Annotated in this window: 30 protein-coding genes; 21 read left to right on the top strand and 9 right to left on the bottom strand. The window is 60.5% G+C overall.

What is annotated here, in order from left to right:
- Positions 1–8 precede the first annotated feature (8 nt).
- From nth to fdxA, 3 genes are all read right to left on the bottom strand, one after another.
- Complete coding sequence (gene nth, locus ACO1VH_RS03600) at positions 9–659, bottom strand: endonuclease III (protein ID WP_486242505.1); 651 nt, start codon at positions 657–659, stop codon at positions 9–11.
- A complete protein-coding gene (gene rsxB / locus ACO1VH_RS03595) occupies positions 656–1363 on the bottom strand; it encodes an electron transport complex subunit RsxB (protein ID WP_486242503.1) in 708 nt (235 codons plus the stop codon). Before rsxB ends, nth begins: the two co-directional genes overlap by 4 nt.
- 249 nt (positions 1364–1612) lie before the next feature.
- Complete coding sequence (gene fdxA / locus ACO1VH_RS03590; RefSeq protein ID WP_486242502.1) at positions 1613–1936, bottom strand: ferredoxin FdxA; 324 nt, start codon at positions 1934–1936, stop codon at positions 1613–1615.
- A gap of 244 nt (positions 1937–2180) precedes the next feature.
- Between fdxA and ACO1VH_RS03585 the strand changes: the two genes are divergently transcribed.
- A complete protein-coding gene (locus tag ACO1VH_RS03585; protein WP_486242500.1) occupies positions 2181–2465 on the top strand; it encodes a polyhydroxyalkanoic acid system family protein in 285 nt (94 codons plus the stop codon).
- Between the two features lie 165 nt (positions 2466–2630).
- On the opposite strand, the gene ACO1VH_RS03580 is transcribed toward ACO1VH_RS03585, so the two are convergent.
- Entirely contained in the window at positions 2631–2984 is a 354-nt protein-coding gene (locus ACO1VH_RS03580; protein ID WP_486242499.1) for an FKBP-type peptidyl-prolyl cis-trans isomerase, read from the bottom strand.
- A gap of 166 nt (positions 2985–3150) precedes the next feature.
- Here ACO1VH_RS03580 and ACO1VH_RS03575 point away from each other — a divergent pair, with 166 nt between their 5' ends.
- The 4 genes from ACO1VH_RS03575 to pbpG all read left to right on the top strand — a co-directional run bounded on the left by ACO1VH_RS03575 (position 3151) and on the right by pbpG (position 7488).
- Positions 3151–3996, top strand: coding sequence for an EI24 domain-containing protein (locus ACO1VH_RS03575; protein WP_486242497.1), 846 nt, complete (start codon positions 3151–3153; stop codon positions 3994–3996).
- Positions 3997–4049: 53 nt separating this feature from the next.
- Positions 4050–4850 (top strand): competence/damage-inducible protein A, encoded by an 801-nt coding sequence (locus ACO1VH_RS03570; protein WP_486242496.1) that lies wholly within the window; start codon positions 4050–4052, stop codon positions 4848–4850.
- 390 nt (positions 4851–5240) lie between these two features.
- On the top strand, positions 5241–6155 hold the full coding sequence (locus ACO1VH_RS03565; protein ID WP_486242494.1) for a DMT family transporter: 915 nt from the start codon (positions 5241–5243) through the stop codon (positions 6153–6155).
- Between the two features lie 166 nt (positions 6156–6321).
- Positions 6322–7488: a D-alanyl-D-alanine endopeptidase gene (gene pbpG, locus ACO1VH_RS03560; RefSeq protein WP_486242493.1), complete on the top strand. Its 1167-nt coding sequence runs from the start codon at positions 6322–6324 to the stop codon at positions 7486–7488.
- 153 nt (positions 7489–7641) lie between these two features.
- Here pbpG and ACO1VH_RS03555 read toward each other — a convergent pair whose 3' ends face one another.
- Positions 7642–8427, bottom strand: coding sequence for an IclR family transcriptional regulator (locus ACO1VH_RS03555; RefSeq protein WP_486242490.1), 786 nt, complete (start codon positions 8425–8427; stop codon positions 7642–7644).
- 262 nt (positions 8428–8689) lie between these two features.
- Here ACO1VH_RS03555 and ACO1VH_RS03550 point away from each other — a divergent pair, with 262 nt between their 5' ends.
- Positions 8690–9127 (top strand): diacylglycerol kinase, encoded by a 438-nt coding sequence (locus ACO1VH_RS03550; RefSeq protein ID WP_486242489.1) that lies wholly within the window; start codon positions 8690–8692, stop codon positions 9125–9127.
- Positions 9128–9212: 85 nt separating this feature from the next.
- Here ACO1VH_RS03550 and ACO1VH_RS03545 read toward each other — a convergent pair whose 3' ends face one another.
- Positions 9213–9767, bottom strand: coding sequence for an NADPH-dependent FMN reductase (locus ACO1VH_RS03545; RefSeq protein WP_486242487.1), 555 nt, complete (start codon positions 9765–9767; stop codon positions 9213–9215).
- Between the two features lie 238 nt (positions 9768–10005).
- Here ACO1VH_RS03545 and ACO1VH_RS03540 point away from each other — a divergent pair, with 238 nt between their 5' ends.
- The 15 genes from ACO1VH_RS03540 (at position 10006) to ACO1VH_RS03470 (ending at position 22415) form a co-directional block, all read left to right on the top strand.
- A complete protein-coding gene (locus ACO1VH_RS03540) occupies positions 10006–11010 on the top strand; it encodes a sulfate ABC transporter substrate-binding protein (protein ID WP_486242486.1) in 1005 nt (334 codons plus the stop codon).
- Between the two features lie 95 nt (positions 11011–11105).
- Positions 11106–11696, top strand: coding sequence for an NADPH-dependent FMN reductase (gene ssuE, locus ACO1VH_RS03535; RefSeq protein WP_486242484.1), 591 nt, complete (start codon positions 11106–11108; stop codon positions 11694–11696).
- A 135-nt stretch (positions 11697–11831) separates the two neighbouring features.
- Positions 11832–12812, top strand: coding sequence for a sulfonate ABC transporter substrate-binding protein (locus ACO1VH_RS03530; protein WP_486242482.1), 981 nt, complete (start codon positions 11832–11834; stop codon positions 12810–12812).
- Between the two features lie 61 nt (positions 12813–12873).
- Positions 12874–14022: an FMNH2-dependent alkanesulfonate monooxygenase gene (gene ssuD / locus ACO1VH_RS03525; protein WP_486242846.1), complete on the top strand. Its 1149-nt coding sequence runs from the start codon at positions 12874–12876 to the stop codon at positions 14020–14022.
- Between the two features lie 9 nt (positions 14023–14031).
- Positions 14032–14859: an aliphatic sulfonate ABC transporter permease SsuC gene (gene ssuC / locus ACO1VH_RS03520; protein ID WP_486242481.1), complete on the top strand. Its 828-nt coding sequence runs from the start codon at positions 14032–14034 to the stop codon at positions 14857–14859.
- A 21-nt stretch (positions 14860–14880) separates the two neighbouring features.
- A complete protein-coding gene (locus ACO1VH_RS03515; protein ID WP_486242479.1) occupies positions 14881–15717 on the top strand; it encodes an ATP-binding cassette domain-containing protein in 837 nt (278 codons plus the stop codon).
- Positions 15718–15763: 46 nt separating this feature from the next.
- Positions 15764–15982 (top strand): TOBE domain-containing protein, encoded by a 219-nt coding sequence (locus ACO1VH_RS03510; protein WP_486242477.1) that lies wholly within the window; start codon positions 15764–15766, stop codon positions 15980–15982.
- A 66-nt stretch (positions 15983–16048) separates the two neighbouring features.
- On the top strand, positions 16049–16600 hold the full coding sequence (locus tag ACO1VH_RS03505; RefSeq protein WP_486242475.1) for an EAL domain-containing protein: 552 nt from the start codon (positions 16049–16051) through the stop codon (positions 16598–16600).
- Between the two features lie 12 nt (positions 16601–16612).
- Positions 16613–16900, top strand: a complete 288-nt coding sequence (locus ACO1VH_RS03500; RefSeq protein WP_486242474.1) for a hypothetical protein — start codon at positions 16613–16615, stop codon at positions 16898–16900.
- Positions 16897–17463: an RBBP9/YdeN family alpha/beta hydrolase gene (locus ACO1VH_RS03495; protein ID WP_486242472.1), complete on the top strand. Its 567-nt coding sequence runs from the start codon at positions 16897–16899 to the stop codon at positions 17461–17463. Before ACO1VH_RS03500 ends, ACO1VH_RS03495 begins: the two co-directional genes overlap by 4 nt.
- A 154-nt stretch (positions 17464–17617) precedes the next feature.
- Positions 17618–18304 (top strand): hypothetical protein, encoded by a 687-nt coding sequence (locus ACO1VH_RS03490; protein WP_486242470.1) that lies wholly within the window; start codon positions 17618–17620, stop codon positions 18302–18304.
- 211 nt (positions 18305–18515) lie between these two features.
- Positions 18516–19379 (top strand): sulfate ABC transporter permease subunit CysT, encoded by an 864-nt coding sequence (gene cysT / locus ACO1VH_RS03485; RefSeq protein ID WP_486242469.1) that lies wholly within the window; start codon positions 18516–18518, stop codon positions 19377–19379.
- A 1-nt stretch (position 19380) separates the two neighbouring features.
- Positions 19381–20298: a sulfate ABC transporter permease subunit CysW gene (cysW, locus tag ACO1VH_RS03480; RefSeq protein ID WP_486242467.1), complete on the top strand. Its 918-nt coding sequence runs from the start codon at positions 19381–19383 to the stop codon at positions 20296–20298.
- The gene (locus ACO1VH_RS03475; RefSeq protein WP_486242465.1) at positions 20295–21371 is read left to right on the top strand and encodes a sulfate/molybdate ABC transporter ATP-binding protein; all 1077 of its coding nucleotides are present in this window, start codon (positions 20295–20297) and stop codon (positions 21369–21371) included. The genes cysW and ACO1VH_RS03475 overlap by 4 nt, the downstream gene beginning before the upstream one ends.
- A gap of 102 nt (positions 21372–21473) precedes the next feature.
- Complete coding sequence (locus ACO1VH_RS03470; RefSeq protein ID WP_486242463.1) at positions 21474–22415, top strand: CysB family HTH-type transcriptional regulator; 942 nt, start codon at positions 21474–21476, stop codon at positions 22413–22415.
- Between the two features lie 70 nt (positions 22416–22485).
- On the opposite strand, the gene gap is transcribed toward ACO1VH_RS03470, so the two are convergent.
- The 3 genes from gap to tkt are packed head-to-tail and all read right to left on the bottom strand — an operon-like array spanning position 22486 to position 26095.
- A complete protein-coding gene (gene gap, locus ACO1VH_RS03465) occupies positions 22486–23496 on the bottom strand; it encodes a type I glyceraldehyde-3-phosphate dehydrogenase (RefSeq protein ID WP_486242461.1) in 1011 nt (336 codons plus the stop codon).
- A 19-nt stretch (positions 23497–23515) separates the two neighbouring features.
- Positions 23516–24088: a GNAT family N-acetyltransferase gene (locus ACO1VH_RS03460; RefSeq protein WP_486242460.1), complete on the bottom strand. Its 573-nt coding sequence runs from the start codon at positions 24086–24088 to the stop codon at positions 23516–23518.
- A 12-nt stretch (positions 24089–24100) separates the two neighbouring features.
- Complete coding sequence (gene tkt / locus ACO1VH_RS03455; RefSeq protein ID WP_486242458.1) at positions 24101–26095, bottom strand: transketolase; 1995 nt, start codon at positions 26093–26095, stop codon at positions 24101–24103.
- Positions 26096–26146 lie beyond the last annotated feature (51 nt).

The following is a 26146-nucleotide window of genomic DNA, read 5'->3' as shown; positions in this document are numbered from 1 at the left end:
AGAAGAAATCAGACGCCCTTGGCCGGCAGCGGCGTCTTCGCCTTGTATTCGCACAGGTCGGCGATCAGGCAATTCCAGCACTTCGGTGCGCGTGCGATGCAGGTATAGCGGCCGTGCAGGATCAGCCAGTGATGCGCATCCTGCTTGAATTCGTCGGGCACGAACTTCATCAGCTTTTGCTCGACGATGTCGACGTTCTTGCCCGGCGCGATGCCGGTGCGATTGGAGACGCGAAAGATATGCGTGTCGACGGCGATCGTCGGTTCGCCGAACGCGGTGTTCAGCACGACGTTCGCAGTCTTGCGACCGACGCCCGGCAGCGCTTCCAGTTCCTCGCGTGTACGCGGCACTTCGCCGTTGTGCCGTTCCAGCAGGATCTGGCAGGTGGCAATCACGTTCTTCGCCTTGGTGCGGTACAGGCCGATGGTCTGGATGTAGGGCTCCAGTCCTTCGACGCCGAGCTTCAGCAGCTTCTTCGGCGTATTGGCGACCGGATACAGGCGGCGCGTGGCCTTGTTGACCGAAACGTCGGTCGCCTGCGCCGACAGCAGCACTGCGATCAGCAGTTCGAACGGCGTCGTGTATTCGAGTTCGGTGGTGGGATGAGCATTGGCGGCGCGCAGCCGCTCGAAGATTTCGCGTCGCTTTTGCGCGTTCATTCCTTGTCCTTTTCTTCTTTTTCTTTTTCCGCCTGTTCCTTCTTCAGCCTTGCGCGCTCGATGGCGGCCTGGATGATGGCCTTCTTGCGTGCCTGTTCCGCCTTCTCCGCTTCGGTCAGCGCTTCTTCGTTCTGCACAGCCTGCAGTTTGGCGGCCGCCTTGGCAGCGAGGCGTGCGTCGTTTTCTTCCTTTTCTCGTTTCAGGCGCAACGTACGGAAGTCGTGGCGCGCGCGTGCATCGTCGGCTTGCGGTTGCGACCACGCCTGCCAGCCGGTCTTGCCGGGCGTGACCTCGACCATCGCAATGCAGTCGACCGGGCAGGGCGCCACGCACAGGTCGCAGCCGGTGCACAGCTCGGCGACCACCGTGTGCATCTGTTTGGCCGCACCGACGATGGCATCGACCGGGCAGGCCTGGATGCACAGCGTGCAACCGATGCAGATCTGCTCATCGATCAGCGCGATCGGACGCGGGCGCACGACGCCGTTGTCCGGATTGATCGGGATGACGCGCTTGCCCAGCGCTTGCGCCAGCCGTTCCACGCCCTCGACGCCGCCCGGCGGGCACTGGTTGTGTTCCGCGCGGCCTTCGGCCATCGCTTCCGCATAGGGACGGCAGGCCGGATAGCCGCATTTCGTGCATTGCGTCTGCGGCAGCAGATCTTCAAGCTGATCGGCAAGCGTGCGGGAGTCGTTGGAAGGCAAGGCGGATCGAGATGTTGTGGCGGAAAACCGAATTATCGTCCAAGGCGGGCTTGCGCGCCAAACGAAAACCGGTCGGAAATCAGTCGAGCATCAGTTGAGATTCGGCCAGGAATCGGTCGGAAATCGGCGGGGAACGGTTGAAACGGCAGAGCACGATGATGTGAAAACGCCCCGGGAGAAAGTCTCGCGGGGCGTCGTGTGCAGATGAGATCGGCGTCGATTCAGTGCGTCTGGATCAACGTGCCAAAATCAACGTGCCAGATGCGGCAATTTGTTCTGCTTGTCTTTCCATTCTTCGGCTTCCGGCAGCGCGGCCTTGGTCTTCGTGATCGACGGCCAGTCGCGCGCCAGTTCGGCGTTCAGCGGGATGAACTGCTGCTGATCAGCCGGCACGTCTTCCTCGGCATAGATCGCATTGACGGGGCATTCGGCCACGCAGACGGCGCAGTCGATGCATTCGTCCGGATCGATCGCCAGAAAATTCGGGCCTTCGCGGAAGCAATCCACCGGGCACACATCGACGCAGTCCGTATAACGGCAGAGGATGCAGGAATCGGTTACTACGTGGGTCATACCAGTCCTAATTCTGAAATAGTCGGGAGCGGGACAGCCAACAGCCAGGAAAAGGCGCAACGGAAGTGGGCGCAGCAGGGCAGTTGGCAGCCGCAGAAACCCTGCATTTTAATGCATATCGGCCGGCCTCACAAACCTGGCTTATATGGATTTGGAATAAGCAAATGCGGGCGGCAGCCGAGGAAAAACGCCGGAAAGCGCTTCCGCGTTAGAATCCCGTCCTTTTGACGACGGGAAGAAGGGCATGGCGGACATCAGTATTCGGCGCGAACATGGGCTTTCGCTGCAGCAAGCGAAGGAGGCGGCGCAACAGATTGCCGACCGAATGGCCGACGAATTCCAGATGGCGACGCAGTGGTGCGGCGATGTGCTGACGTTTCGTCGCAGCGGTGTGGCCGGCACGCTGGCGTTGCAGGAGTCCGCGGTGCAGGTCGACGTGACGCTGGATTTCCTGTTCAAGGCGTTTTCCGCCACGCTGGAGGAAAAGATCGCACGCAATCTCGACAAGGTGTTCGGCACGCCGGTGTGATGCGGCTTTCGGCATGCAAAATCGGGGCGAACAAGCGGGTCGAATAACCGGATCGAACAAGCGGACCGAACAATCCGACGCCGAATGCACCCGAAAGCGTGCCGCATGAAAAAAGCCCCGGTCGCAGGACGCGGGGCTTTTTTGTCGGTTTTGCCGCCAGTTGGATCAGACGCCCAGCAATTCCACTTCGAAGATCAGCGTGGCGTTTGGCGGAATCACGCCGCCTGCGCCGCGCGCGCCGTAGCCCAGCGATGCCGGGATCGTCAGCACGCGGGTGCCGCCGATCTTCATGCCTTGCACGCCTTCATCCCAGCCCTTGATCACGTGGCCTGCGCCCAGCGGAAAGGCGAACGGATCGTTGCGGTCCTTGCTGGAATCGAATTTTGTGCCGGCGCTGCCATCCGGATTCTGCAGCCAGCCGGTGTAGTGCACGGTGACATAGTTGCCAGCAGCCGCTTCCGCGCCGTCGCCGACGATCTTGTCTTCGTACTGCAGGCCAGAGGAGGTCGTAGTGGTCATTGTCTTGTCCTTCAAGGAAAGTGGTGTCGGAAAACGAAAGATTGTAGCAGGCGACATTGGTTCCCGATGCGTTCCGAAGCGTTGCCGCCGTGCATTGTCCTGCCGTCCGCGCCGTATCGGCACGCACGGTAAAATGCGCCGACTGTCTCGAAAGGATTTTCTCTTGATGCGACCGATATTGAACGCCTTCGGCAAAGCGCTGCTGTCGCAGATGCATGTGCGCATGCTGATGCTGACGGTCGTGCCTTTCATCTTGTCTGTCGCGGTCTGGGGATTCGTGCTGTGGCTTTACCTGCAGCGGATGATCGACTGGCTGCAGCAATGGTTTGTGCAGAACGATGCCTTCAGCGTCGCCGGCGGCGTGCTGGCGATCATCGGCATGGGGGCGCTGAAGGCGGTGGTGGTGCCGCTGCTGGCGATGTGGGTATTGCTGCCCTTGATGATCCTGACTGCATTGCTGTTTGTCGGCACGATGGCGATGCCAGTCATCGTGCGCCACGTCGGCCGGCGCAGCTACGGGGAGCTGGAGCTGCGCCGCGGCGGTACCTTCGTCGGCAGTCTGTGGACCTCGCTGTCGTCGTTCGTCGTGTTCCTCGTGCTGTGGCTGGTCACGTTGCCGCTGTCGCTGTTTCCGCCGCTGACCTTCGTCGTGCAGCCCTTGCTGTGGGGCTGGCTGACCTATCGTGTGATGGCCTACGATGCGCTGGCCGATCATGCCGACGCGGAGGAGCGCCGGATAATCCTGAAAACGCATCGCTGGCGGTTGCTGGCGATCGGCATCGTCACCGGCGCGATGGGCGCGGCGCCGACGTTGCTGTGGCTGGGCGGCGCACTGTCGGTCATTTTCTTCCCGGTACTGGCAGCCGGCGCGATCTGGCTTTATGTGCTGGTGTTCGTGTTCACCGGATTGTGGTTCCAGCATTACTGTCTGGAAGCGCTGCGGCGATGGCGCGCCCTGCAGTCGGCGGCGGCGGTCGGGGAGGCGCCGCTGCAACTGACGGAAAACGTCTGATTTTTCGCTCTTCCATTTCGCTTTTCCATTCGATTCGACGCAAGGTAAACCGCATGGCATTCGGACTCATCATCATCGGCGACGAAATCCTGTCCGGCAAACGCACCGACAAGCATTTTGCCAAGGTCGTCGAACTGCTCGCTGCGCGCGGTCTGTCGCTGTCGTGGGCCGAATGCATAGGCGACGATCCGGCGCGCATCACGGCGACGTTGCAGCGTACCTTCGCCAGCAATGACATCGTGTTCAGCTGCGGCGGCATCGGCGCCACGCCCGACGATCACACGCGGCAATGCGCCGCCGCTGCATTGGGTGTGCCACTGGTATTGCATCCGCAGGCGAAAGAGAAGATCCGCGAACGCATGCTGGACATGGCGCGCGAGGCGAACGTGGATTTCGATCCCGACCGGCCGGAAAATCTGCATCGGCTGAAGATGGGCGAGTTTCCGCAGGGCGCGGAGATCGTGCCGAATCCGTACAACAAGATTCCTGGCTTTGCGATCCGGCACGGCAATGGCGGCGCGCATTATTTCCTGCCGGGATTCCCGGTGATGGCATGGCCGATGATCGAATGGGCGCTCGATACGCATTACGCGCACCTGTTCCACCAGCGGCCGCATCTGGAAAAATCAGTGCTGGTGTTCGAGGCGATGGAATCGGCATTGACGCCGCTGATGGAAACCATCGAGCGCGCGTTTCCGGCGGTGAAGGTGTTCAGCCTGCCCAGCGTCGGCGATGCGCAGACGCGCCGCCATATCGAACTCGGCGTGAAAGGCGAACCGCAGCAGGCAGAAGAGGCGTTTGCAGCATTGCTGGCCGGACTGGAAAGCCGCGGCTGCGAAATCGGCGCTGCCTGATTTCACGCCGGCGTATTGCATGCAGGTCGCGTCATGCCTGCATCGGTGCGCATGGCGTTGTTTGCATGGCCGCCATTCCTTCGTTTTTCCTTTCGCCGATGTCTTTTCATTGACGCTTTTCATCGGCACTTTTCATCGATACCTCATCGACATTCAACGTTGCCTTTTTCATCCTGCGCATTGCACATCGCGCATGCGTGAAATTTGCGTTGCATACGATGCTTCGCAGGAAAATTTCATCGCTGCATCGGCATGAATTGCCGTATTGCACGTCCAGCACATTTTCCGCAGATGGCTCACAATGCGGGTGCGCCGGGTGACAGCACGACAGGATGTCTCTAGCAGCGCCACTGCACGACCTTCCGATGCGGTGCTTCTCATCGGAACATCATGCGCGCTACCTGCAATACCTTTTCTTCCACCGCCGTTTCCTCCAGCGGCAATCCATGGCTGGCTTCCGTTCCCTGGCTGTTCGTCGTGCTCTGGAGCACAGGCTTCATCGCAGCTAAGTACGGCCTGCCGTATGCGCCGCCGCTGACTTTCCTGTCGCTGCGTTTTCTCGGTGTGCTGCTTTTGCTGTTGCCGATGGTGTTGATTATGCGGGCGCCGTGGCCGGTAGGAACGATGCGCCATATCGCTGTTGCCGGCATCTTGCTGCAGGCGGGTTACTTGGCCGGAGTCTGGTGCGCGATCAAGCTCGGCATGCCGGCCGGGCTGTCGGCGCTGATCGTGGGCATGCAGCCGGTACTGACGGCGTTTGCCGCGCCGCTGGTCGGTGAACGTGTGCGCGGCAGGCAATGGATAGGACTGATATTCGGTTTGTGCGGTGTCGCGCTGGTGGTGGCGAACAAGATTTCGCTGATCGGCCTGACGTGGGAAAGCATCGCGCTGTGCGTGATGGCGCTGCTGTCGATCACGATCGGCACGCTCTATCAGAAACGTCATTGCCCGCATTTCGATCTGCGCACCGGCACCACCATCCAGTTTGCGGCTTCGCTGGTCGTGGTACTGCCATTTGCCGTGTTCTTCGAAGATATGTCGCCGTCGTTGTCCACCGTACAGTGGACATGGGCGTTTATCGGCGCGTGGGCATGGTCAGTGCTTGCCTTGTCGATCGGCGCGATCTTCCTGTTGTTTGCACTGATCCGCAAAAGCGCGGCGACGCAGGTGACCAGCCTGCTGTACCTGACGCCGCCGACCACGGCACTGATGGCCTGGGCGGCATTCGGCGAGGCGTTCAGCCTGATCGGCATGGCCGGCATGGTGCTGGCCGTGGTCGGGGTGGCGTTCGTCGTGCGGAAATGACGTCGATGTCAGGTTCGGAGCCCGGCGTGGCTGAAAACTGACAAAATGATGACAGCTAGTGAAGAAAAAGGATTAATGAATAACGCTAACTACCTAATTATCTTGCACATTTTCGGTGATTTGCTACACTGCAAGCAATTTTGTTGGTCCGAATCGGGAGTCGCAGATGATTAAATCCGCGCTGGGGATATGCTTATCCTTGTTGGTCATGTGCAATGTTTCTGTGGTGCAAGCCAAGGAGCCGACCACTTCCGTCAAAAAAGCGACCGTAAAAAAAACGACCGCCAAGAAAGCGACAGCCAAAAAGGCGGCGGTCAAGAAAACAGCGGCAACCAAAAGCAGCAGCAAGAAAAAAGTCACCGCGAAGAAGTCTTCGCGCAGCAACGGTCGTCGAACCGTTTCGCTCAATTCCAAGGAAAAACTCGTCAAGAAAGTGGTCATGGTGCGCGGCAAGCGCAAGGTGATCTATGAGCGCGTCGCCAAGCCGGCGGTAGCGGTGGTGCCGCCGGTGATGTCGGCCGGCGATCTGGCCGGCCTGAACCTGACGCGCGATCCGCTGGACCTGGCGTCGAACGTGGCGCTGGTGCTGGACCAGTCGACTTCCGAAGTGCTGCTCGAAAAGAACGCGAACGTGACGCTGCCGATCGCGTCGATCACCAAGCTGATGACGGCGATGGTGGTCGTCGAATCGAATCAGGACATGGACGAGATCCTGCAGGTAACCGACGACGACGTCGATCGCATCAAGCACAGCTCGTCGCGTCTGCGCGTCGGCTCGCGCCTGTCGCGCGCCAACATGCTGCATATCGCGCTGATGAGTTCGGAAAACCGTGCTGCTTCGGCGCTGGGCCGCAACTATCCGGGCGGCGTGCGTGCCTTTGTCGCGGCGATGAACGCCAAGGCACGCGAGCTCGGCATGACTGGCACGCATTACGTCGATCCGACCGGCCTGTCGAGCGACAACGTGGCGACAGCACGCGATCTGGCCAAGCTGGTGATGGCGGCGCTGCATTATCCGGTGCTGCGTCAGTATTCGACCGATACGCAATATGTCGTCGAACCCAGCGGCCGCTCGCTGCACTATGCGAATTCGAATCGTCTGGTTGCCAATGCGGACTGGGACATCGGCATCCAGAAGACCGGCTACATCACCGAAGCGGGACATTGCCTCGTCATGCAGGCGAATATCAACGAACGTCCGATCGTGATGATCTTCCTGGATTCAAAGGGAAAATATTCCCGTCTCGGCGATGCGCGGCGTATCCGCAAGTGGCTGGAGCAGGAGCCGAAGAACGCGGTTATCGCGCACGCATCGCATACGGTCGAAAGCTGATTGCTGCGACAGAAGCGAAAGCAGGCGACAACAAAAAAGGCGAACCGCGGTTCGCCTTTTTTCATGGCGTGTCACAATATGCGACATTGCATTGAATGATTGCATTGTGCGGTGCATTGCAACCCGTCTGCAGATATGTCGCAAATCCGCTTTTCAGTCGCGCCCCGTGCCGCCGCTTTCCTTGTAGCCGAGCGCCGATGAAATCTCCTTGGCTGTCGTCATCAGATCCTGCAGCCAGGCATCCTGCAAGCGATCGGCCGGCGCGGAAATCGACAGTCCCGCGATCAGCTTGCCGCTGTCGTCGTAGATGCCCGCCGCCATGCAGCGCACACCCAGTTCCAGTTCCTCGTTGTCGCGCGCATAGCCGTGCTTGCGCACCGCGCCGAGTTCGTTTTCCAGCTGGGTCAGATCGGTGATCGAATTTCTGTTGTGGCCGGCCAGGCCGGTGCGGCGCGCGTACTCGGCAACCATCTTCGGTTCGTCGATCGACAGGAACAGTTTGCCGGTCGAGGTCAGATGCAGCGGCGCACGGCCGCCGACGGCGCGCACCACCTGCATGCCGGAGCGTTCGGAAAACGCGCGGTCGATGTAGATGATCTCGTCGTTCTGCCGTACCGACAGGTTGACGGTTTGGTCGGTCTTGCGGTGCAGTGCGCGCATCAGGTCCATTGCGGCATCGCGCACGTTGAGCCGGCTCTTGACGATGTTGCCCAGTTCCAGCAGGCGCATGCCGAGCCGGTAGGCGCCAGGTTCGGAGCGGTCCACGAAGCGCTTGAGGACGAGATCGTTCAGGATGCGGTGGGCAGTCGACGGATGCAGGCCGGTGGTGCCGGCAAGTTCCTTCAGGCTGACGGGATCGGGGCAGGCGGCCAGGGCATCCAGCAGCGAGACCATGCGCTCGATGACCTGAATGGAGGTTTTGTCGTCAGTGGTTTTCATGTTTCGTTTGTTGCAAGGCCGTCGCCACGTTATATCACATTGTGAAAGATCGAAAAAGGCCGTAATACTTTGGCAATTGCTGATGATGGCGATTCAATCCCGTTCAATCCCGAATCGGTAGCGGAAATCGGCGTCGGCAGGACGTGCGTTTTTAACGCGGCGTTCACGCGAAACCTTGATAATTGCCTCATCCGTCCACCGTCATTCGTTTTGACGCGGTATGTCAGCCGCGCGGCGAAATCCTTTTGGGTACGTAATAAAGATGAATATCGATCATTCCGCCGACCGTCCGGTCGACCAGCCCGTCGGCGTACAGCCGATCAGCGAGTTCAAGAGCAAAAGCGGACTCGGGCGTCTGTTTCCTGCGCTGCGCTATTCGATGGCGGGGCTCTGTGCCGCATGGCAGGGCGAGCATGCGTTCCGTCAGGAAGTGTGCGTATTCGTCGTCGCGGCGCTGATTGTCTTCATGCTGCCGGTCACGCCGTGGGAGCGGCTGCTGATGATCGGCGTCTTCGTGCTGGTGCTGATCGTCGAACTGATCAATTCGGCGATCGAGGCCGTCGTCGATCGCGTGTCGCTGGAACGCAATGCCTTGTCGAAGAATGCAAAGGACTTCGGCAGCGCGGCCGTGCTGCTGACCTTGTTGCTGGCGGCCGCAACGTGGCTGGTGATCCTGTGGCCGCATTTTTTCGGGCCATGATGCAGATCACGAATTGCTGTAGCGAAAAACAAAAAGCCGGTGATGTATTCACCGGCTTTTTTCATGTCCATCCAGGGTTTCTCTCTTACTTGTTCCGTTCGATCCATTGCACGAATGCATTGAGGAACTTGCCCATGAACTGGATCGTGGAAGCATTGGTCAGCTCGCCCTTGTCGTCGAATTGGTCGCCGGCATTGCCGATGTAGGCTTCCGGCTGCGCCATCGTCTTGATGCCGACCGCCGTCATCACCTGACGCAGATGATGGTTGGCGCCGAAGCCGGCCAGCGGGCCTGGCGAAACGCTGACGACGGCGCCCGGCTTGCCTATCCATACGCCTTGTCCGTATGGACGCGACGCAATGTCGACCGCGTTCTTCAATACGCCCGGCACCGAACGGTTGTATTCCGGCGTCAGCAGCAGCACGGCGTCGGCCGCCTTGATCTTTTCGCGGAAAGCCAGCACGTTCTGCGGCGGATTTTCTTCCCAGTCCTGATTGAAATGCGGCAAGTCGGCGATCTCGACGATGGACATCGACAGCGACGGCGGGGCGATCTTGATCAGCGCGTTGGCCAGCTTGCGGTTCAGCGAATCCTTGCGGAGGCTGCCGACGACGATGGCGACGGTATGCGTGGTGCTCATGAATGTCCTTTCAGTGGATGGAAAAACAATTGGCGAGGCGTCGATATTTCAGTGCGATGTTCGGCGCAATTTTTCAGCAGAGCCAGTCTAGCAATAAAAGCAAAAACATTGCGACAGGCCGCATGACGACGATGTTATGCGTAAACCGCATATGCAACGGCGAAACAATTCGTTCTGTTTTTTTTGACCGCCCCTTAATCTGCATTTCTCGAAAACGAAACACTCAGGGGAATGAAACATGCTGATCAAGAAACTTACGGCCGTCGCATTTGCATTGACAGTGATTGCACCGAGTCTGCACGCAGCGGAAATCTCGCTGCTGAATGTCTCCTACGATCCGACGCGCGAACTGTATCAGGAATATAACAAGGCTTTCGCCAAGGAGTGGAAAGCCAAGACCGGTGACGATCTGAAGATCAAGGCATCGCATGGCGGCTCCGGCAAGCAGGGCCGTTCGGTGATCGACGGTCTGGAAGCGGACGTCGTCACGCTGGCACTTGCCTACGACATCGATGCGATTGCCGATCGCGGCCTGATCGCGAAGGATTGGCAGAAGCGCCTGCCGCACAACAGCGCACCGTATACGTCCACCATCGTGTTCCTCGTGCGCAAAGGCAATCCGAAACACATCAAGGATTGGAACGACCTGATCAAACCGGGCGTTTCCGTCATCACGCCGAATCCGAAAACCTCGGGCGGCGCGCGCTGGAATCACCTCGCCGCATGGGGTTATGCATTGAAGCAGCCGGGCGGCAATGAGAAGACGGCGACCGAATTCCTGTCGAAGCTCTACAAGAACGTGCCTGTGCTGGATTCCGGTGCGCGCGGTGCGACGACGACCTTCGTCGAGCGCGGTATCGGCGACGTGCTGCTGGCCTGGGAGAACGAAGCAATTCTGGCATTGAAGGAACTCGGTCCGGACAAGTTTGAAATCGTCGCGCCGTCCGTCAGCATCCTGGCCGAACCGCCGGTTGCCGTCGTCGACAAGGTGGTTGATCGCCGCGGTACGCGCAAGGTGGCCGAAGCGTATCTGCAATACCTGTATTCACAGGAAGGCCAGGAAATCGCCGCACAGAACTACTACCGTCCGATCGACGAAAAGGTGGCGAAGAAGTATGCCAGCCAGTTCCCGAAGGTGAAGCTGTTCACGATCGATGAAGTCGCGGGCGGCTGGACCAAGGCGCAGAAGGATCATTTCGCGGATGGCGGTGTCTTCGATCGAATCTATCAACCCGGTAAGTAATTCGGGCAAATAAATCGGTCAAATAAATCGGTCAAATAATTCGGACGGATGATCGTCCGTCATCGAAAGATTCAGGAAACCGTATGGACACCCGCATGAATATCCTGTTGCTCGCCGGCAGTCCCTCCTTGTCTTCGCGTTCCACGCGGCTGCTGCATCACGTTGGCGAAAAGCTGGCGCTGCTCGGCCACCGCTACGCAAAGCTGAACGTGCGCGATCTGCCGGCGCTGGCGCTGCTGCAAGCCGATTTCGGCGACGAAACGCTGAAGGCGGCACGTGAACAAGTGGCCGATGCGGATGCCGTCGTGATCGGCACGCCGGTCTACAAGGCGGCATACAGCGGCATCCTGAAAGCCTTTCTCGATTTGCTGCCGCAGGATGGATTGAAGGGTAAGTTGGTGCTGCCGTTGGCCACCGGCGGCAGCCAGTCTCACATGCTGGCGCTCGACTATGGTCTGCGCCCGGTGCTGTCGGCGCTGGATGCGCGGCACGTGCTACCCAGCATCTATGCGACCGAACAGCAGATCGTATGGTCGGAAGAAGCGGGCCTGGCGCTTGATCCGGCAATCGCCAAACGCGTGACCGACGGCGTGGAAAACCTGTCCGCCAGCCTGATTGCGCTGCAGGAAGCGGCAGCGGCCGGCTTCGAACCGATTCCGTTTTCCAGCGTGCGTTGTAGCGTCTAGCGCTGTTTGCGCGGCATGCGTTGCATGTGCCGCGCTTAAGAAATCATCCCGTCGATTTTTGAAACGGCATGCGATGCCGGCTGGATTCCTGTTGCCGAAAATCTTGAAGAAGTCTTGAAGAATGGAGAAACGTCGATGAGCGATCCGAAGCAGAAACATGCCGCCAGAAGGCGCACGCTGGGTTACCTGTCTGCCGCGGCACTCGGTGCCCTGAGTGCAGGCTTGCCGAAGCTGGCTGTGGCGCAGGAGAAAAAAGTCGTGCGTATCGGTTATCAGAAATACGGCACGCTGGTCATTCTGAAAGGCAGCGGCGCACTGGAGAAACGTCTGGCAACCGAAGGTGTGGATGTGAAGTGGAGCGAATTCCCGGCCGGCCCCACACTGCTGGAAGGATTGAATGTCGGCAGCATCGATTTCGGCACGGCCGGCGAAGCGCCGCCGATCTTTGCGCAGGCGGCCGGCGCCGATCTGGTCTATGTCGGCAACGAACCGCCGTCGCCGACGGGCGAGGCGATCATCGTGCCGAAGGATTCGCCGCTGAAAAGCGTGGCCGATCTGAAGGGAAAAAAGGTCGCGCTGAATCGCGGCTCCAACGTGCATTACCTGCTGGTGAAGGCACTGGAGAAGGCCGGCATCAATTACCGTGACGTCAACGTTTCCTATCTCGCGCCGGCCGATGCGCGCGCCGCCTTCGAGCGCGGCAGTCTCGATGCATGGGTGATCTGGGACCCGTTTCTTGCCGCTGCAGAAAAACAGCTGGGTGCACGCGTATTGGCCGACGGCACGGGGCTGGTTGCCAACCATCAGTTCTTCCTTGCTTCGCGCTCCTATGCCGAAAAGAACGCCCGCATCGTATCGATCGTGCTCGACGAGATCGACAAGATCGATCAATGGAGCAGCCGCAACCTGTCGGAGGTCACGACGATTCTGACGAAGCAGACTGGGCTGGATAGCGGCGTCGTCGAACTGGCGGCGAAGCGCCTGGCGTACGGCGTGCGTCCGGTGACGCCGTCGGTGATCGCCGATCAGCAGAAGATTGCCGACGTGTTTGCCGAGCTGAAGCTGATCCCGAAAAAAATCCATGTCAGGGATGCCGTGATCGTTACCCGTTCCTGATGCAGATACGCACTATAGGTGCGTCGGAACATCGTATTGCCTTCAAGGATTGATGATGAGTTTGAATGTTTTCTGGTTTATTCCCACGCACGGCGACAGCCGCTACCTTGGCACGTCGAAAGGCGCGCGCCAGGTGGATTTCGATTACATGAAGCAGGTGGCGGTCGCTGCCGATACGCTGGGTTACGACGGCGTGCTGCTACCGACTGGCCGCTCCTGCGAAGACCCGTGGGTTGCCGCGTCCAGCCTGATCGGCGTGACGCAAAAATTGAAATTTCTGGTGGCGATCCGTCCGGGGCTCAGCACGCCGGGTTTGTCGGTGCGCATGGCATCGACCTTCGATCGCCTGTCGAAAGGGCGTTTGCTGATCAACGTCGTCACCGGCGGCGATCAGGCGGAACTGGAAGCGGACGGTCTGTGGGCCGATCACGCGGAACGTTACGAAATCTCGTCCGAATTCCTGAAGATCTGGCGCGGTTCGATTTCCGGCGAAGGCGGCGAGGCCGGTTTCGATTTCGACGGCAAGCATCTGCAGGTGAAGGGCGGCAAGACGCTGTATCCGCCGTTGCAGAAACCGTATCCGCCGCTGTACTTCGGCGGCTCGTCGGAAGCGGCGCATGAGCTGGCGGCCGAGCAGGTCGACGTCTATCTGACCTGGGGCGAACCGCCGGCGGCGGTGGCAGAGAAAATTGCGGACATCCGCAAACGTGCCGCAAGACATGGCCGCACGCTGAAGTTCGGCATCCGCCTGCACGTGATCGTGCGCGAGACGAACGAGCAAGCATGGAAGGCCGCCGACGAACTGATCCAATACGTGGACGACGATCTGATCGCACGCGCGCAGGCGTCGTTCAACAAGATGGATTCTGAAGGACAGCGCCGCATGGCGGCATTGCACGGCGGTCGCAAGGACAAGCTGGAAGTCTCACCCAATCTGTGGGCTGGGGTCGGCCTGGTGCGCGGCGGTGCTGGTACTGCGCTGGTCGGCGATCCGACAACGGTGGCGGCGCGCATGCGCGAATACGCGGATCTCGGCATCGAGACCTTCATCCTGTCCGGCTATCCGCATCTGGAAGAGTCCTACCGCTTTGCCGAACTGGTGTTCCCGTTGCTGAACAAGGGCAAGGATCGTGCGGACGAGCCGGCGCTGACCGGACCGTTCGGCGAAGTGATTTCCAACGACATCCTGCCCAAGGTGTCACAAAGCTGAGGAAATGTAATGAGCGCAGTGTTATCCGATACCGCGGCGGCGGCCGCTGAACCGTCGGCGAAGCGTGTGACGTCTGGCGATGCATGGAAGCGCGTGCTGCCGTGGATCGTGCCGATCCTGTTGCTGACGGCATGGCAGATCGCTTCGCATTTCGGTTGGCTGTCGAATCGCGTATTGCCGGAGCCGTTCGCGGTGGCGAAAGCGGCATGGAGTCTCGCGGAATCCGGCGAATTGTGGATGCATGCCAAGGTCAGCCTGTGGCGTGCGCTGATCAGCTTCGGCGTCGGCGGCGGCCTCGGCCTGCTGTTCGGTCTGCTGACTGGCACGTTCAAGACGGCGGAGACGCTGTTCGACACCACCTTCCAGATGGTGCGCAACATTCCTTCGCTGGCGCTGATTCCGCTGGTGATCCTGTGGTTCGGTATCGAAGAGTCGGCGAAGATTTTTCTGGTTGCGGTCGGCGTGTTCTTTCCCGTCTATCTGAATACCTTCCACGGCATCCGTTCGGTCGACAAGGGGCTGATCGAAATGGCGAAGAGCTACGGCCTGTCCGGCTGGGCGTTGTATCGCGACGTGATCCTGCCGGGCGCGCTGCCGTCGATCCTGGTCGGTGTGCGTTTTTCGCTGGGCCTGGTGTGGGTGATATTGATCGTGGCGGAGACGATTTCCGCGCAATCCGGCATCGGCTACATGACGATGAATGCGCGCGAATTCCTGCAGACCGATGTGGTGCTGGTCGGCATTCTGCTGTACGCGCTGCTGGGCAAGCTGGCCGACGTGGTGTCGCGCGGGCTGGAGCGTTACTGGCTGCGCTGGCATCCCGGTTACCGACATTGAGATAGCGAGAGGAGCAGCATCATGCAGGGCAACGCCATCGAACAGAAAACATTGAATGCAGCGGCACGGCGCGGCGTACGCGTGCGCATCGGCAGTCTCGTCAAATCCTATGGCGGGCGCGAAGTGCTGAAGTCGGTTGACCTGACGCTGGAGCCGGGCGAATTCGTTGCAGTCGTCGGCCGCAGCGGCTGCGGCAAGAGCACGCTGCTGCGCCTGATCGCGGAACTGGAAACGGCGGATCGCGGCACGCTGGTGTTCGCCGACGGTGAGAAGAAACCGGAGACCCGCATCATGTTTCAGGATTCCCGCCTGCTGCCGTGGAAAAAGGTGCTGCACAACGTTGCCCTCGGCCTGCCGAAACGCAGCGGCAAGGCGGATGCGTTGCATGCGCTCAAGCAGGTCGGCCTGAACGACCGCGCCGGCGAATGGCCGGCGGTATTGTCCGGCGGCCAGCGTCAGCGCGTGGCCCTGGCGCGCGCGCTGGTGCATGACCCCGAACTGCTGCTGCTGGACGAACCGCTGGGGGCGCTCGATGCGTTGACGCGCATCGAGATGCAGCAGCTGATCGAATCGCTGTGGCAGCAGCGTGGCTTCACTGCCTTATTGGTCACGCACGATGTGCAGGAAGCGATCGCACTGGCGGATCGCGTCGTGCTGATCGAAGAAGGACGCCTTGCGCTGGACGAACACATCGCATTGGCGCGTCCGCGTGCGCGCGGTAATGCGGCGTTTGCGCAGCTTGAAGAACGCATCCTGGCGCGCGTGCTGCAGCAGCCGGTGCCGAAAGACAGTCCGGATGCCGAGCTGGGCGACGTATCGCTGCTGAAGGCGGTTGGCCAGTTTGCATGGGCGGTGTGAACTTCACGGATCCATTTATCTTTTTATTCAACCTGCAAGGAAAACCATGAGCATCGAAAAAATCAACGCCCGCAACCAGTTCAAGGGCCGCATCAGCAACATCATCCTCGGCGACGTGCTGTCGGAAGTCGACGTCGAAACGCCGGGCGGCACCGTCACTTCGGTCATCACCACGCGCTCGGTCAAGGATCTGGAGTTGCAGATCGGCACCGAAGTCGTGGCGCTGGTGAAGGCGACCGAAGTATCGCTGGCCAAGTTGCTGTAAGCGATGCTGTTGCGCGACATCGCCTGCATGGCGGCGCGCGCAGCGGTGTTCGCGGAAAGGAAAACGATGAGCTTCCCCGACTTGCAGGATTATCTGGCGCGCCTGCGCACTGCTCCGGTCGATACGTCCCTGTGGATGGACCGGGAGGGGAAGGCGCATGGACGCTATCTGAACGCCACGCTGACCAGCATGTTCCAGCCGATCCGCGAAATCGCCACGGGGCGTGTCGCCGGCATGCAAGGCTTCATGCGCAGCCAGTCGCACAGCGACGATGGCCTGAGCGTCTGGAAACTGCTGGACACGACTGCCACCGACGAGCAGTCGATCGAACTGGATCGTCTGTGCCGATTGCTGCACACCGTCAATTTCTACCGGCAGCCGCCGTTGGCGGATATCGATCTCTATCTCAGCGTCCACGCGCGCTTGCTGGCTGCGGTGGACAGCAATCACGGCATGTCGTTCCGCCGCGTGCTGGACCTGCTCGGCCTGCCGTGGACGAACGTCGTGCTGCAACTGCCGGTGATACGCGAGGATCAAACGTGGATCGCGCATTACGTGGCCGACAATTACCGGCGCAACGGCTTCCGTCTCGCAATCAACGTGGCTGATGCGCGCTAGGGGCTGGAGCAATTGCGCCAGGTCGGCCCCGACGTCATCAAGCTGGATGCACGCGAGTTGAATGACGAGGGCGCCGTGCTGCAGTTGCTGGAAGAAGCGGAGGCCGGTAATGCAAGCGTCATCTTCAAGCGGGTCGAATCGGCCGTCGTGCGCGACAAGCTGCATGCGTTGCAGGCGCGGATACAGCGACCTGTCTTTGCGCAGGGTTTTCTGTGGGATGTGCCGACGGCTGTTCCACGAATTACGGAGGCCCGCTCTGACGCCATTCGCGACGATGTGTCGGCGGCGATCGCATCATGACGCTGCCGGACCTGTCCGACTATCGCGTGCTGATCGTTCCGGGGCTGAACGATAGTGGTCCCGCCCACTGGCAGACGCGCTGGCAGGCGCATTACCCTGCGTTCGAACGCGTCCGGCAGGATCACTGGGATCGCCCCGATCTGGCGCGCTGGTCGCAACGGCTGGCGGAAAGGTTGCAGCAGTCGACGCAGCCGGCCATTCTCGTCGCGCACAGTTTTGGCTGCCTGGCTTCAGTGCATGCGTCGCGGCGTTTCCCGCATGTGGTCGCGGCATTGTTGGTGGCGCCGGCCGATCCGGAAAAATTCGGCGTCGCTCATCTGTTGCGCGATGCGCGCATGCGCTGCCCGACGATCATGGTGGGCAGCGAAAACGATCCGTGGATGGTGGCGCATCGCGCGGCATACTGGGCCGATTGCTGGGGCTGCGGTTTCATCAATGCCGGCGCGCTCGGTCATATCAATGCGGAATCGGCATTGGACGATTGGGAACAGGGGCTGCAGCAATTGGGACGGTTGCGGGCGCTGGCGGACGTTTGCCAGCCGGCGCTTCGCGCATCCTGCTGAAGTCCGGCCATCTGCTGCAATACCTGATACCTGATGCAATAGGTGGCCCCCAATATCAGGCGCAATACGACGCAATGCCGGCACAATCCGATGCCATCCCCACGCAAAGCGCAAGCTCAGTACACTAGCCGTTACTGCAACGATTGCGGAGGCGATGGTGCGCTATTTCGATTTCAATTCCTGGCATGGCGTATTGACGACGATCCTGGGGCTCGCCGTATTCACGCTGATCGGCGTCGGTGTGCGTGTGCTGATGATGCAGACCATCCAGCAACGCCGCGAACGGATGAACCGGCAGATCAACGAGCGGCTCAGAACATTGATCGCCGCATACAAGACGCTGGGCGGTTCCTTTACCGGGCAACTGACGGTCGATCCCACGCATTTGCGCGATTTGCGGCTGACTGCACGGGAAGAGAACGAGGACGCCGCGGAACCGGATGAGCTTTCCGGATCCGATCGCGCACGCCGCATCCGCGACGCTGTGGAAGCGGCGTTGTCGGACATCATTCTTCTCGGCACCGAGGAACACGTGCGTCTGGCGAGCCGGGCCGCAACCGACATGGCCGCCGGCCGCCCGATTCATACAGCCGAACTGGTCATGTCGCTGCGCAACTTCATCCGTGCGGCGCTTGATCTGAGCCCGGTACCGGACGACGTCGAGATACCGTTACAAGGACCGACGCGAACGCAGGGCGGCAGCCGTGGCAAGGGCAATGACGGCGGCAGGGAAGGCAGCAAGAATGCGGGACGCGGCGGCAACATGGGCGGCGCCAGTGCCGGCATGGGTGTGGGAATCGGCCTCGGCATGGGGCACAAGGACAACGACGGGGCGGGCTAGCTTCCTCGTTCCCCTTGTTTGATTCGGCAATGGATGGCAGCAATTGCCCGATGTTGCGCTCCGAACATCAAAGCCGATTTCGATTGCATAAGAAGAAACGAAGTACTTATGCAATTTCCTTCTAAAGACATGCAAAAAGATTCGTTCTCTTTATAACGACAGGGTGCAATTATGGCGACCTGTTAGCTGGATTTGTAATAAAGAGCCCGTCATGTCCGCCGTATTTCCTATTGAACAAAAGAAACTGAGAGTGACCAGAGTGCTGCCCGGCTTCCATCTGTCACTGGGTTTCACGCTGTTCTATCTGAGCCTGATCGTGCTGATTCCATTGTCGGCCGTGTTCCTGAAGACGTTCACGATGAGCTGGGATGCTTTCGTTGCGGCGGTGACCTCGGATCGCGTGATGGCGTCGTACCGCCTGACGTTCGGCGCGGCACTGATCGGTGCACTGCTGAACGTGCTGTTCGGCGGCATCGTGGCCTGGGTGCTGGTGCGCTACGAATTCCCGGGCAAGAAGATCGTGGATGCGCTGGTCGATCTGCCGTTCGCCTTGCCGACCGCGGTGGCCGGCATTGCGCTGACGGCGCTGTATTCGGCCAACGGCTGGATCGGACAATATCTGGAAGCCATCGACATCAAGGTGGCGTTCACGCCGCTGGGCGTAATCGTCGCGCTGACTTTCATCGGCCTGCCGTTCGTCGTGCGAACCGTGCAGCCGGTGCTGGAAGATGCGGAGCGCGAACTGGAAGAAGCGGCCGTCAGCCTGGGCGCGAGCCACTGGCAGACCTTTGCAAGGGTGATTTTCCCGACCGTGCTGCCGGCGCTGCTGACCGGTTTTGCGCTGGCCTTTGCGCGGGCGACCGGCGAATACGGTTCGGTCATCTTCATCGCCGGCAACATGCCGATGGTGTCGGAAATCACGCCGCTGTTCATCGTGACCAAGCTGGAGCAGTACGACTATGCGGGCGCGACGGCGATTGCGGTCGTGATGCTGCTGGTGTCGTTTGCGATGCTGCTGACGATCAATCTGTTGCAGGCATGGACACGCAAACGCGGCCGTGCGGAAAGGAACTGACATGTCCGCAGTTGCTGCTTCTCCTGCCTTGCAGACATTGGCCGCGCCGCGCGCGGCAATAGTACCGCCCGCGACAGTGGAATCCTGGTGGGTGCGGGCCTTGCTGATCGGCGTTGCGCTGGGATTCTTGACGCTGTTCCTGTTCGTGCCGCTGGTCGCGGTATTTGCCGAAGCGTTGAAGAAAGGCTGGGATGCCTATCTGGCTGCCATTGTCGAAGAGGATGCGCTGGCCGCGATCAAGCTGACCTTGCTGACGGCGGCGATCGCGGTGCCATTGAACCTGGTGTTCGGCGTGGCTGCATCGTGGTGCATCGCCAAGTTCGATTTCCGCGGCAAGAGCATCTTGCTGACGCTGATCGATCTGCCGTTCTCGGTATCGCCGGTGATTTCGGGTTTGATCTATGTGCTGCTGTTCGGCGCGCAGGGCTGGTTCGGCGCATGGCTGCTGGATCACAACATCAAGATCCTGTTCGCGGTGCCGGGCATCGTGCTGGCGACGGTGTTCGTGACCTTTCCATTCGTGGCGCGCGAGCTGATCCCGTTGATGCAGTCGCAGGGCAGCGAAGAGGAAGAGGCCGCGCTGGTGCTGGGTGCATCGGGCTGGCGCATGTTCTGGCACGTGACGCTGCCGAACATCAAGTGGGGCTTGCTGTACGGCGTGATCCTGTGCAATGCGCGGGCGATGGGCGAATTCGGCGCGGTGTCGGTGGTGTCGGGCCACATCCGCGGCCAGACCAACACGATTCCCCTGCAGGTGGAGATTCTGTATAACGAGTACCAGTTTTCGGCGGCTTTTGCGGTCGCGTCGTTGCTGGCGCTGCTGGCACTCGTTACACTGGCGCTCAAATCATTCATCGAGTGGCGTTTGCGTGATGCGCGCGCCGTGCAGGAAGAACAGTTTCAGGAGCAGGGATCATGAGTATCGAAGTCAAGAACATCCACAAGCAGTTCGGCAGTTTCGTCGCGCTGAATGACGTATCGCTGAGCTTTCCGGCTGGCGAACTGACAGCATTGCTGGGCCCGTCCGGCTGCGGCAAGACCACGCTGCTGCGTATCATCGCCGGCCTCGAACAGCCGGACAACGGCCAGGTACTGCTGGATGGGCAGGATGCATCGGCGCGCCACGTGCGAGAGCGCCAGGTCGGTTTCGTGTTCCAGCACTATGCGCTGTTCAAACACATGAGCGTGTTCGAGAACATCGCGTTCGGCCTGCGCGTGCGTCCGGCGGCAACGCGTCCGTCGGAAGCGCAGATCAAGGAAAAGGTCATGAAGCTGCTGGAGCTGGTGCAGCTGGACTGGCTGGCCGACCGTTATCCGCCGCAACTGTCCGGCGGCCAGCGTCAGCGTATCGCGCTGGCGCGTGCGCTCGCAGTGGAGCCGCGCGTGCTGCTGCTGGACGAACCGTTCGGTGCGCTCGATGCCAAGGTGCGCAAGGAACTGCGCCGCTGGCTGCGCCGCCTGCATGACGAGCTGCACGTCACCAGCATCTTCGTCACGCACGACCAGGAAGAAGCATTGGAAGTAGCCGATCAGATCGTGCTGATGAACAAGGGCAACGTCGAACAGATCGGCGCACCGCGCGACGTCTACAACAATCCGGCTTCGCCGTTCGTCTACGGCTTCCTCGGCAACGTCAACCTGTTCCACGGTCGCGTGCATGAGGGCGTGCTGCAGTCGGAAGGATTGTCGTTCGCCGCGCCGGATTATGCGCAGACACAGGATACGAAGGGTATCGGCTACGTGCGACCGCACGATCTGGAAGTCGAACGCTATGCGCAGGATGCCGACGGCATCGACGGTATTGTCGTCAAGCTGCTGCGCGTCCACGCGATCGGGCCGCTGGCGCAACTGGAGCTGGAACGCGAGGATAACGGCGGGTTGATCGAAGCCGTGATCTCGAACGATCGCTTCACGCAATTGCAGCTGAAGGAAGACGAGATGCTGGTCGTCCGTCCGAAGAAGCTGCAGGTATTTATCGACGATTCCATCTGATTGATCCGGACGCGCCGTCATTGTCATCGGCGCAGTCGGATCATCGGGGAATCGCACAGAGATTTCCGCCGATTCGACGGCGTTTTGACGGGGTGTCCCACGATGAATTTTCAGCAATTACGTTCGATACGCGAAACCGCACGCTGCGGCTACAACCTGACCGAAGTCGCCAATGTGCTGTACACATCGCAGCCGGGCGTGAGCCGCCAGATCCGCGAACTGGAAGAAGAACTCGGCGTCGACATCTTCGAGCGCAACGGCAAGCGCCTGACCGGCCTGACCGATCCGGGACGCGGCATCCTGCAGATCATCGACCGCCTGCTGCTGGAAGCGGAGAATCTTCAGCGCGCCAGTCGCGAATACACGGCGCAGGAAATCGGTACGCTGGCCGTCGCCACCACGCACACGCAGGCACGCTACATGCTGCCGAAAGTCGTGCAGGCATTTCGAGCGGCTTTTCCTAAAGTGCGCATCGCGCTGCAGCAGAGTTCACCGGAGCACATCGCCGAATGGGTGATTTCCGGCAGGTCGGATGTCGGCATCGCGACCGAAGGCCTGAGCCAGTTTGATGAACTGGTTTCCTTCCCGTGCTATCGCTGGCATCACGCGATCGTCGTGCCGGACGGCCATCCGCTGCTGGAAAAGAATCCGGTCACGCTGGCCGATCTGGCCGAATATCCGCTGATTACCTACGACCTCGGCTTTACCGGTCGCAGTCACATCGACGATGCCTTCCGTCAAGAAAACATCACGACGGATATCGTGCTGACCGCAATGGATTCCGACGTGATTCAGCAATACGTTGCGCTCGGTCTTGGCGTCGGTCTGGTGGCGTCGATGGCGCTGCAGCATCGCAACGGCAATACGCTGACCGGTACGGGATTGAAGGTGATCGATGGTGCGCATCTGTTCGCGCAGAACGTCACGCGGCTGGCGGTACGGCGCGGCGCCTATTTGCGCAGCTACACCTACGATTTCATCCAATTGTTTGCACCGGAACTGTCGCGCGCCGATATCGAGAAGGCGGTGAAGGCAGGCACGTGATCCACCATTGTTGATGCAGAAACAAAAAACGCCCCGATATCGGGGCGTTTTTATTTGATGAAGCAGCGATTTATTTTGCGCTCATCAATGCCGTCGTCGTATCCAGCATGCGGTTCGAGAAGCCCCATTCGTTGTCGTACCACGACGAGACTTTCACCAGGCGGCCGGAGACTTTCGTCAGCGTCGCATCGAAGCTGCTCGATGCCGGATTGTGGTTGAAGTCCACCGACACCAGCTGTTCCGTCTGATAGGTCAGGATGCCTTTCAGCGCGCCTTCCGATGCTTCCTTCATGATCGCGTTGACTTCATCGACCGTCGTGTCGCGCGCGGCGATGAAGGACAGGTCGACGATCGAAACGTTGATCGTCGGCACGCGGATCGCGAAGCCGTCCAGCTTGCCGTTCAGTTCCGGCAGCACGAGGCCGACGGCGGCAGCGGCGCCGGTCTTGGTCGGGATCATCGAATGCGTGGCCGAACGCGCGCGGCGCAGGTCTTCGTGCATGACGTCGGTCAGCACCTGGTCGTTGGTGTACGAGTGCACGGTCGTCATCAGGCCGTTGACGATGCCGAGCTTGTCGTGCAGCGGCTTGACCAGCGGCGCCAGGCAGTTGGTCGTGCACGAGGCGTTCGAGATCACGGTGTCGGTCGATTTCAATACCGTGTGGTTCACGCCGTAGACGATGGTCGCGTCGACATCCTTGCCGCCCGGTGCGGAAATGATGACTTTCTTCGCGCCGCCTTTCAGGTGAGCCGAGGCTTTTTCCTTGGTGGTGAAGAAGCCCGTGCATTCCATCACCACGTCGACCTTCAGGTCGCCCCACGGCAGTTTGGCTGGATCGCGTTCGGCGAAGACCTTGATGCGGTCGCCGTTGACGACCATGCAATCGCCGTCGACTTCGACGGTGCCGGGGAACTTGCCGTGTACCGTGTCGTAGCGGGTCAGGTGCGCGTTCGATTCGGGTTTGCCGAGATCGTTGATGGCGACGATTTGAATGTCGTTCTTCTTGCCGCCTTCATAGTGCGCACGAAGGACATTGCGGCCGATGCGGCCGTAACCGTTGATTGCGACGCGGATGGTCATCTTCTTCTCCAGAAAGGGTTCAACTCAGTTTCAACTGCAAAACATTCTTTTCGCTGCCGCAATCCTGCAACAGCCGGTCCAGATCGTGCCAGGCGTAGCCGGCTTCGGTCAGTTCGAGGTCGTCCCACGAAAACGGTTGTTCGACCAGCAACGCGGCACCGAGTTCTTCGAAAAACTGGCGCGCGGGTTTGTTGTCGGCAAGCACCCACGTCAGCAGCGACGATGCCTTGTGTTGCTGCATCGCCTGCACGACCAATGCCAGCAGGCGGCGTCCGACGCCGCCGCGCTGCGCGATCGGCTTCAAATAAATAGCGGTGAGTTCGGCATCGCAGTCCAGCTTGGCCGGCGACAGCAGCATGCCGGAAGCAAAGCCGACGATCTCGTCGTCGGCAGTGGCGACGAAGACGACGATGCCGGGGCGTTCCGCCTGCAACACTTGCGACCACATCGATGCGCTGTCTTCGGCACGCATGTTGTCCAGATAGCTTTCCGGAATCACGCCGCGATAACTGGTGCGCCAGCTGTCGACGCGCAGGGCGGCGATGGCCGACGCATCGGCGGCCGTGGCGTGGCGGAAAGTGATTTCGGTCACGTGCGTTTTCCGTTACGCCAGCACTTTTTTGACGGTGGCGATCACGTTGTCGACGGTGAAGCCGAAGTGCTTGAACAGCACGCCGGCCGGCGCCGATTCGCCGAAGGTGTCGATGCCGACCACGCCGCCTTCGAGACCGACGTACTTGTGCCAGAAATCGGTGACGCCGGCTTCGATTGCCACGCGCGGCACGCCCTTGGTCAGCACGCTGGCCTTGTAGGCATCGTCCTGACGGTCGAACACGTCGGTCGACGGCATCGAGACGACGCGTGCAGCAACGCCGTGTTCGGCGAGTTGTTCGGCGGCTTTGACGGCCAGTTCGATTTCGGAGCCGGTCGCGATCAGGATCACTTTCGCATCCTTCGCATCGCGCAGCACATAGCCGCCGCGCGCGATGTCGGCGATCTGTTCGGCCGAACGTTCCTGGAACGGCAGGTTCTGGCGCGAGAAGATCAGCGTGCTCGGGCCGTTGTGGCGCTTGATCGCCTGTTGCCATGCGACGGCGGATTCGACGGTGTCGCATGGACGCCAGTTGTCCAGGTTCGGAATCAGGCGCAGGCTGGAGACGTGTTCGACCGACTGGTGCGTCGGACCGTCTTCGCCGAGGCCGATCGAGTCGTGCGTGAAGACGAACAGCGAGCGTACCTTCATCAGCGCTGCCATGCGCAGCGCATTGCGGCTGTAGTCGGAGAAGGTCAGGAAGGTCGCGCCGAACGGCAGATAGCCGCCGTGCAAGGCGATGCCGTTCATGATCGCGCTCATGCCGAATTCGCGCACACCGTAGTTGATGTGATTGCCAGGCTGGTTGGCGCGCACGGCCACGCTTTCTTTCCAGTTGGTCAGGTTGGAGCCGGTCAGGTCGGCCGAGCCGCCGAGGAATTCCGGCAGCACTTGCGCATACGCCTGAATCGCGTTCTGGCTGGCCTTGCGGGTGGCGATGGTTTCCTTCTTGTCGACGCAGACAGCGATGTAGGCATCGACGGCCTTGTCGAAATCGCCCGGCAGCTCGCCCTTCATGCGGCGCGTCAGTTCGCTTGCCTGTTGCGGGAATTGTTTCGCGTAGCCTTCCAGCTTCGCGTTCCAGTCGCCTTGCGCCTTCAGACCTTTAGCCTTCGCATCCCAGGCGGCGTAGACGTCGTCGGCGATGACGAAAGGCGCATCGCTCCAGCCCATTGCTTCGCGCGTGGCGGCGATTTCCTTGTCGCCCAGCGCGGCACCGTGCACGTTATGCGTGCCGGCCATGTTCGGCGAGCCCTTGCCGATGACGGTCTTGCAGCAGATCAGCGTCGGCTTGCTCGATTGCTTCGCTTGCGTGATGGCAGCATTGACGGCGTCTACATCATGGCCGTCGACGGCGCGGATCACGTTCCAGCCGTAGGCTTCGAAGCGTTTCGGCGTGTCGTCGGCGAACCAGCCTTCGACATGGCCGTCGATCGAGATGCCGTTGTCGTCGTACAGTGCGATCAGCTTGGAAAGGCCCAGCGTGCCGGCCAGCGAGCAGGCTTCATGCGAGATGCCTTCCATCAGGCAGCCGTCACCGAGGAAGACGTAGGTGTGGTGATCGATGATGTCGAAACCGGGGCGATTGAATTCGGCCGCCAGCAGTTTTTCGGCCAGCGCCATGCCGACCGCGTTCGTGATGCCCTGGCCGAGCGGGCCGGTGGTAGTTTCCACGCCCGGCGTGATGTCGACTTCCGGGTGGCCCGGCGTCTTCGAATGCAGCTGGCGGAAGTTGCGCAGCTCGTCCATCGGCAGGTCGTAGCCGGTCAGGTGCAGCAGCGCATAGTGCAGCATCGAGCCGTGGCCGTTGGAAATGATGAAGCGATCGCGGTTGACCCATTTCGGATCGGCCGGATTGTGCGAATAGTGATTTGCCCACAACGCGACGGCGATTTCCGCCATCCCCATCGGCATGCCCGGATGTCCGGAATTGGCCTTTTGTACTGCGTCCATTGCCAGCGCGCGGATCGCGTTGGCCATCTTGTTCGTTGGGAGCGTGGAAGTCATGTTCGATTAGGTGGCGGATTAGGTGGCGAGTCGAATGAAACCGGGTCGATG

The sequence above is a fragment of the Oxalicibacterium sp. genome, assembly GCF_057353965.1.
The sequence above is the reverse complement of the archived record's forward strand: the minus strand, read 5'-3'. Positions and strand labels throughout refer to the sequence as shown.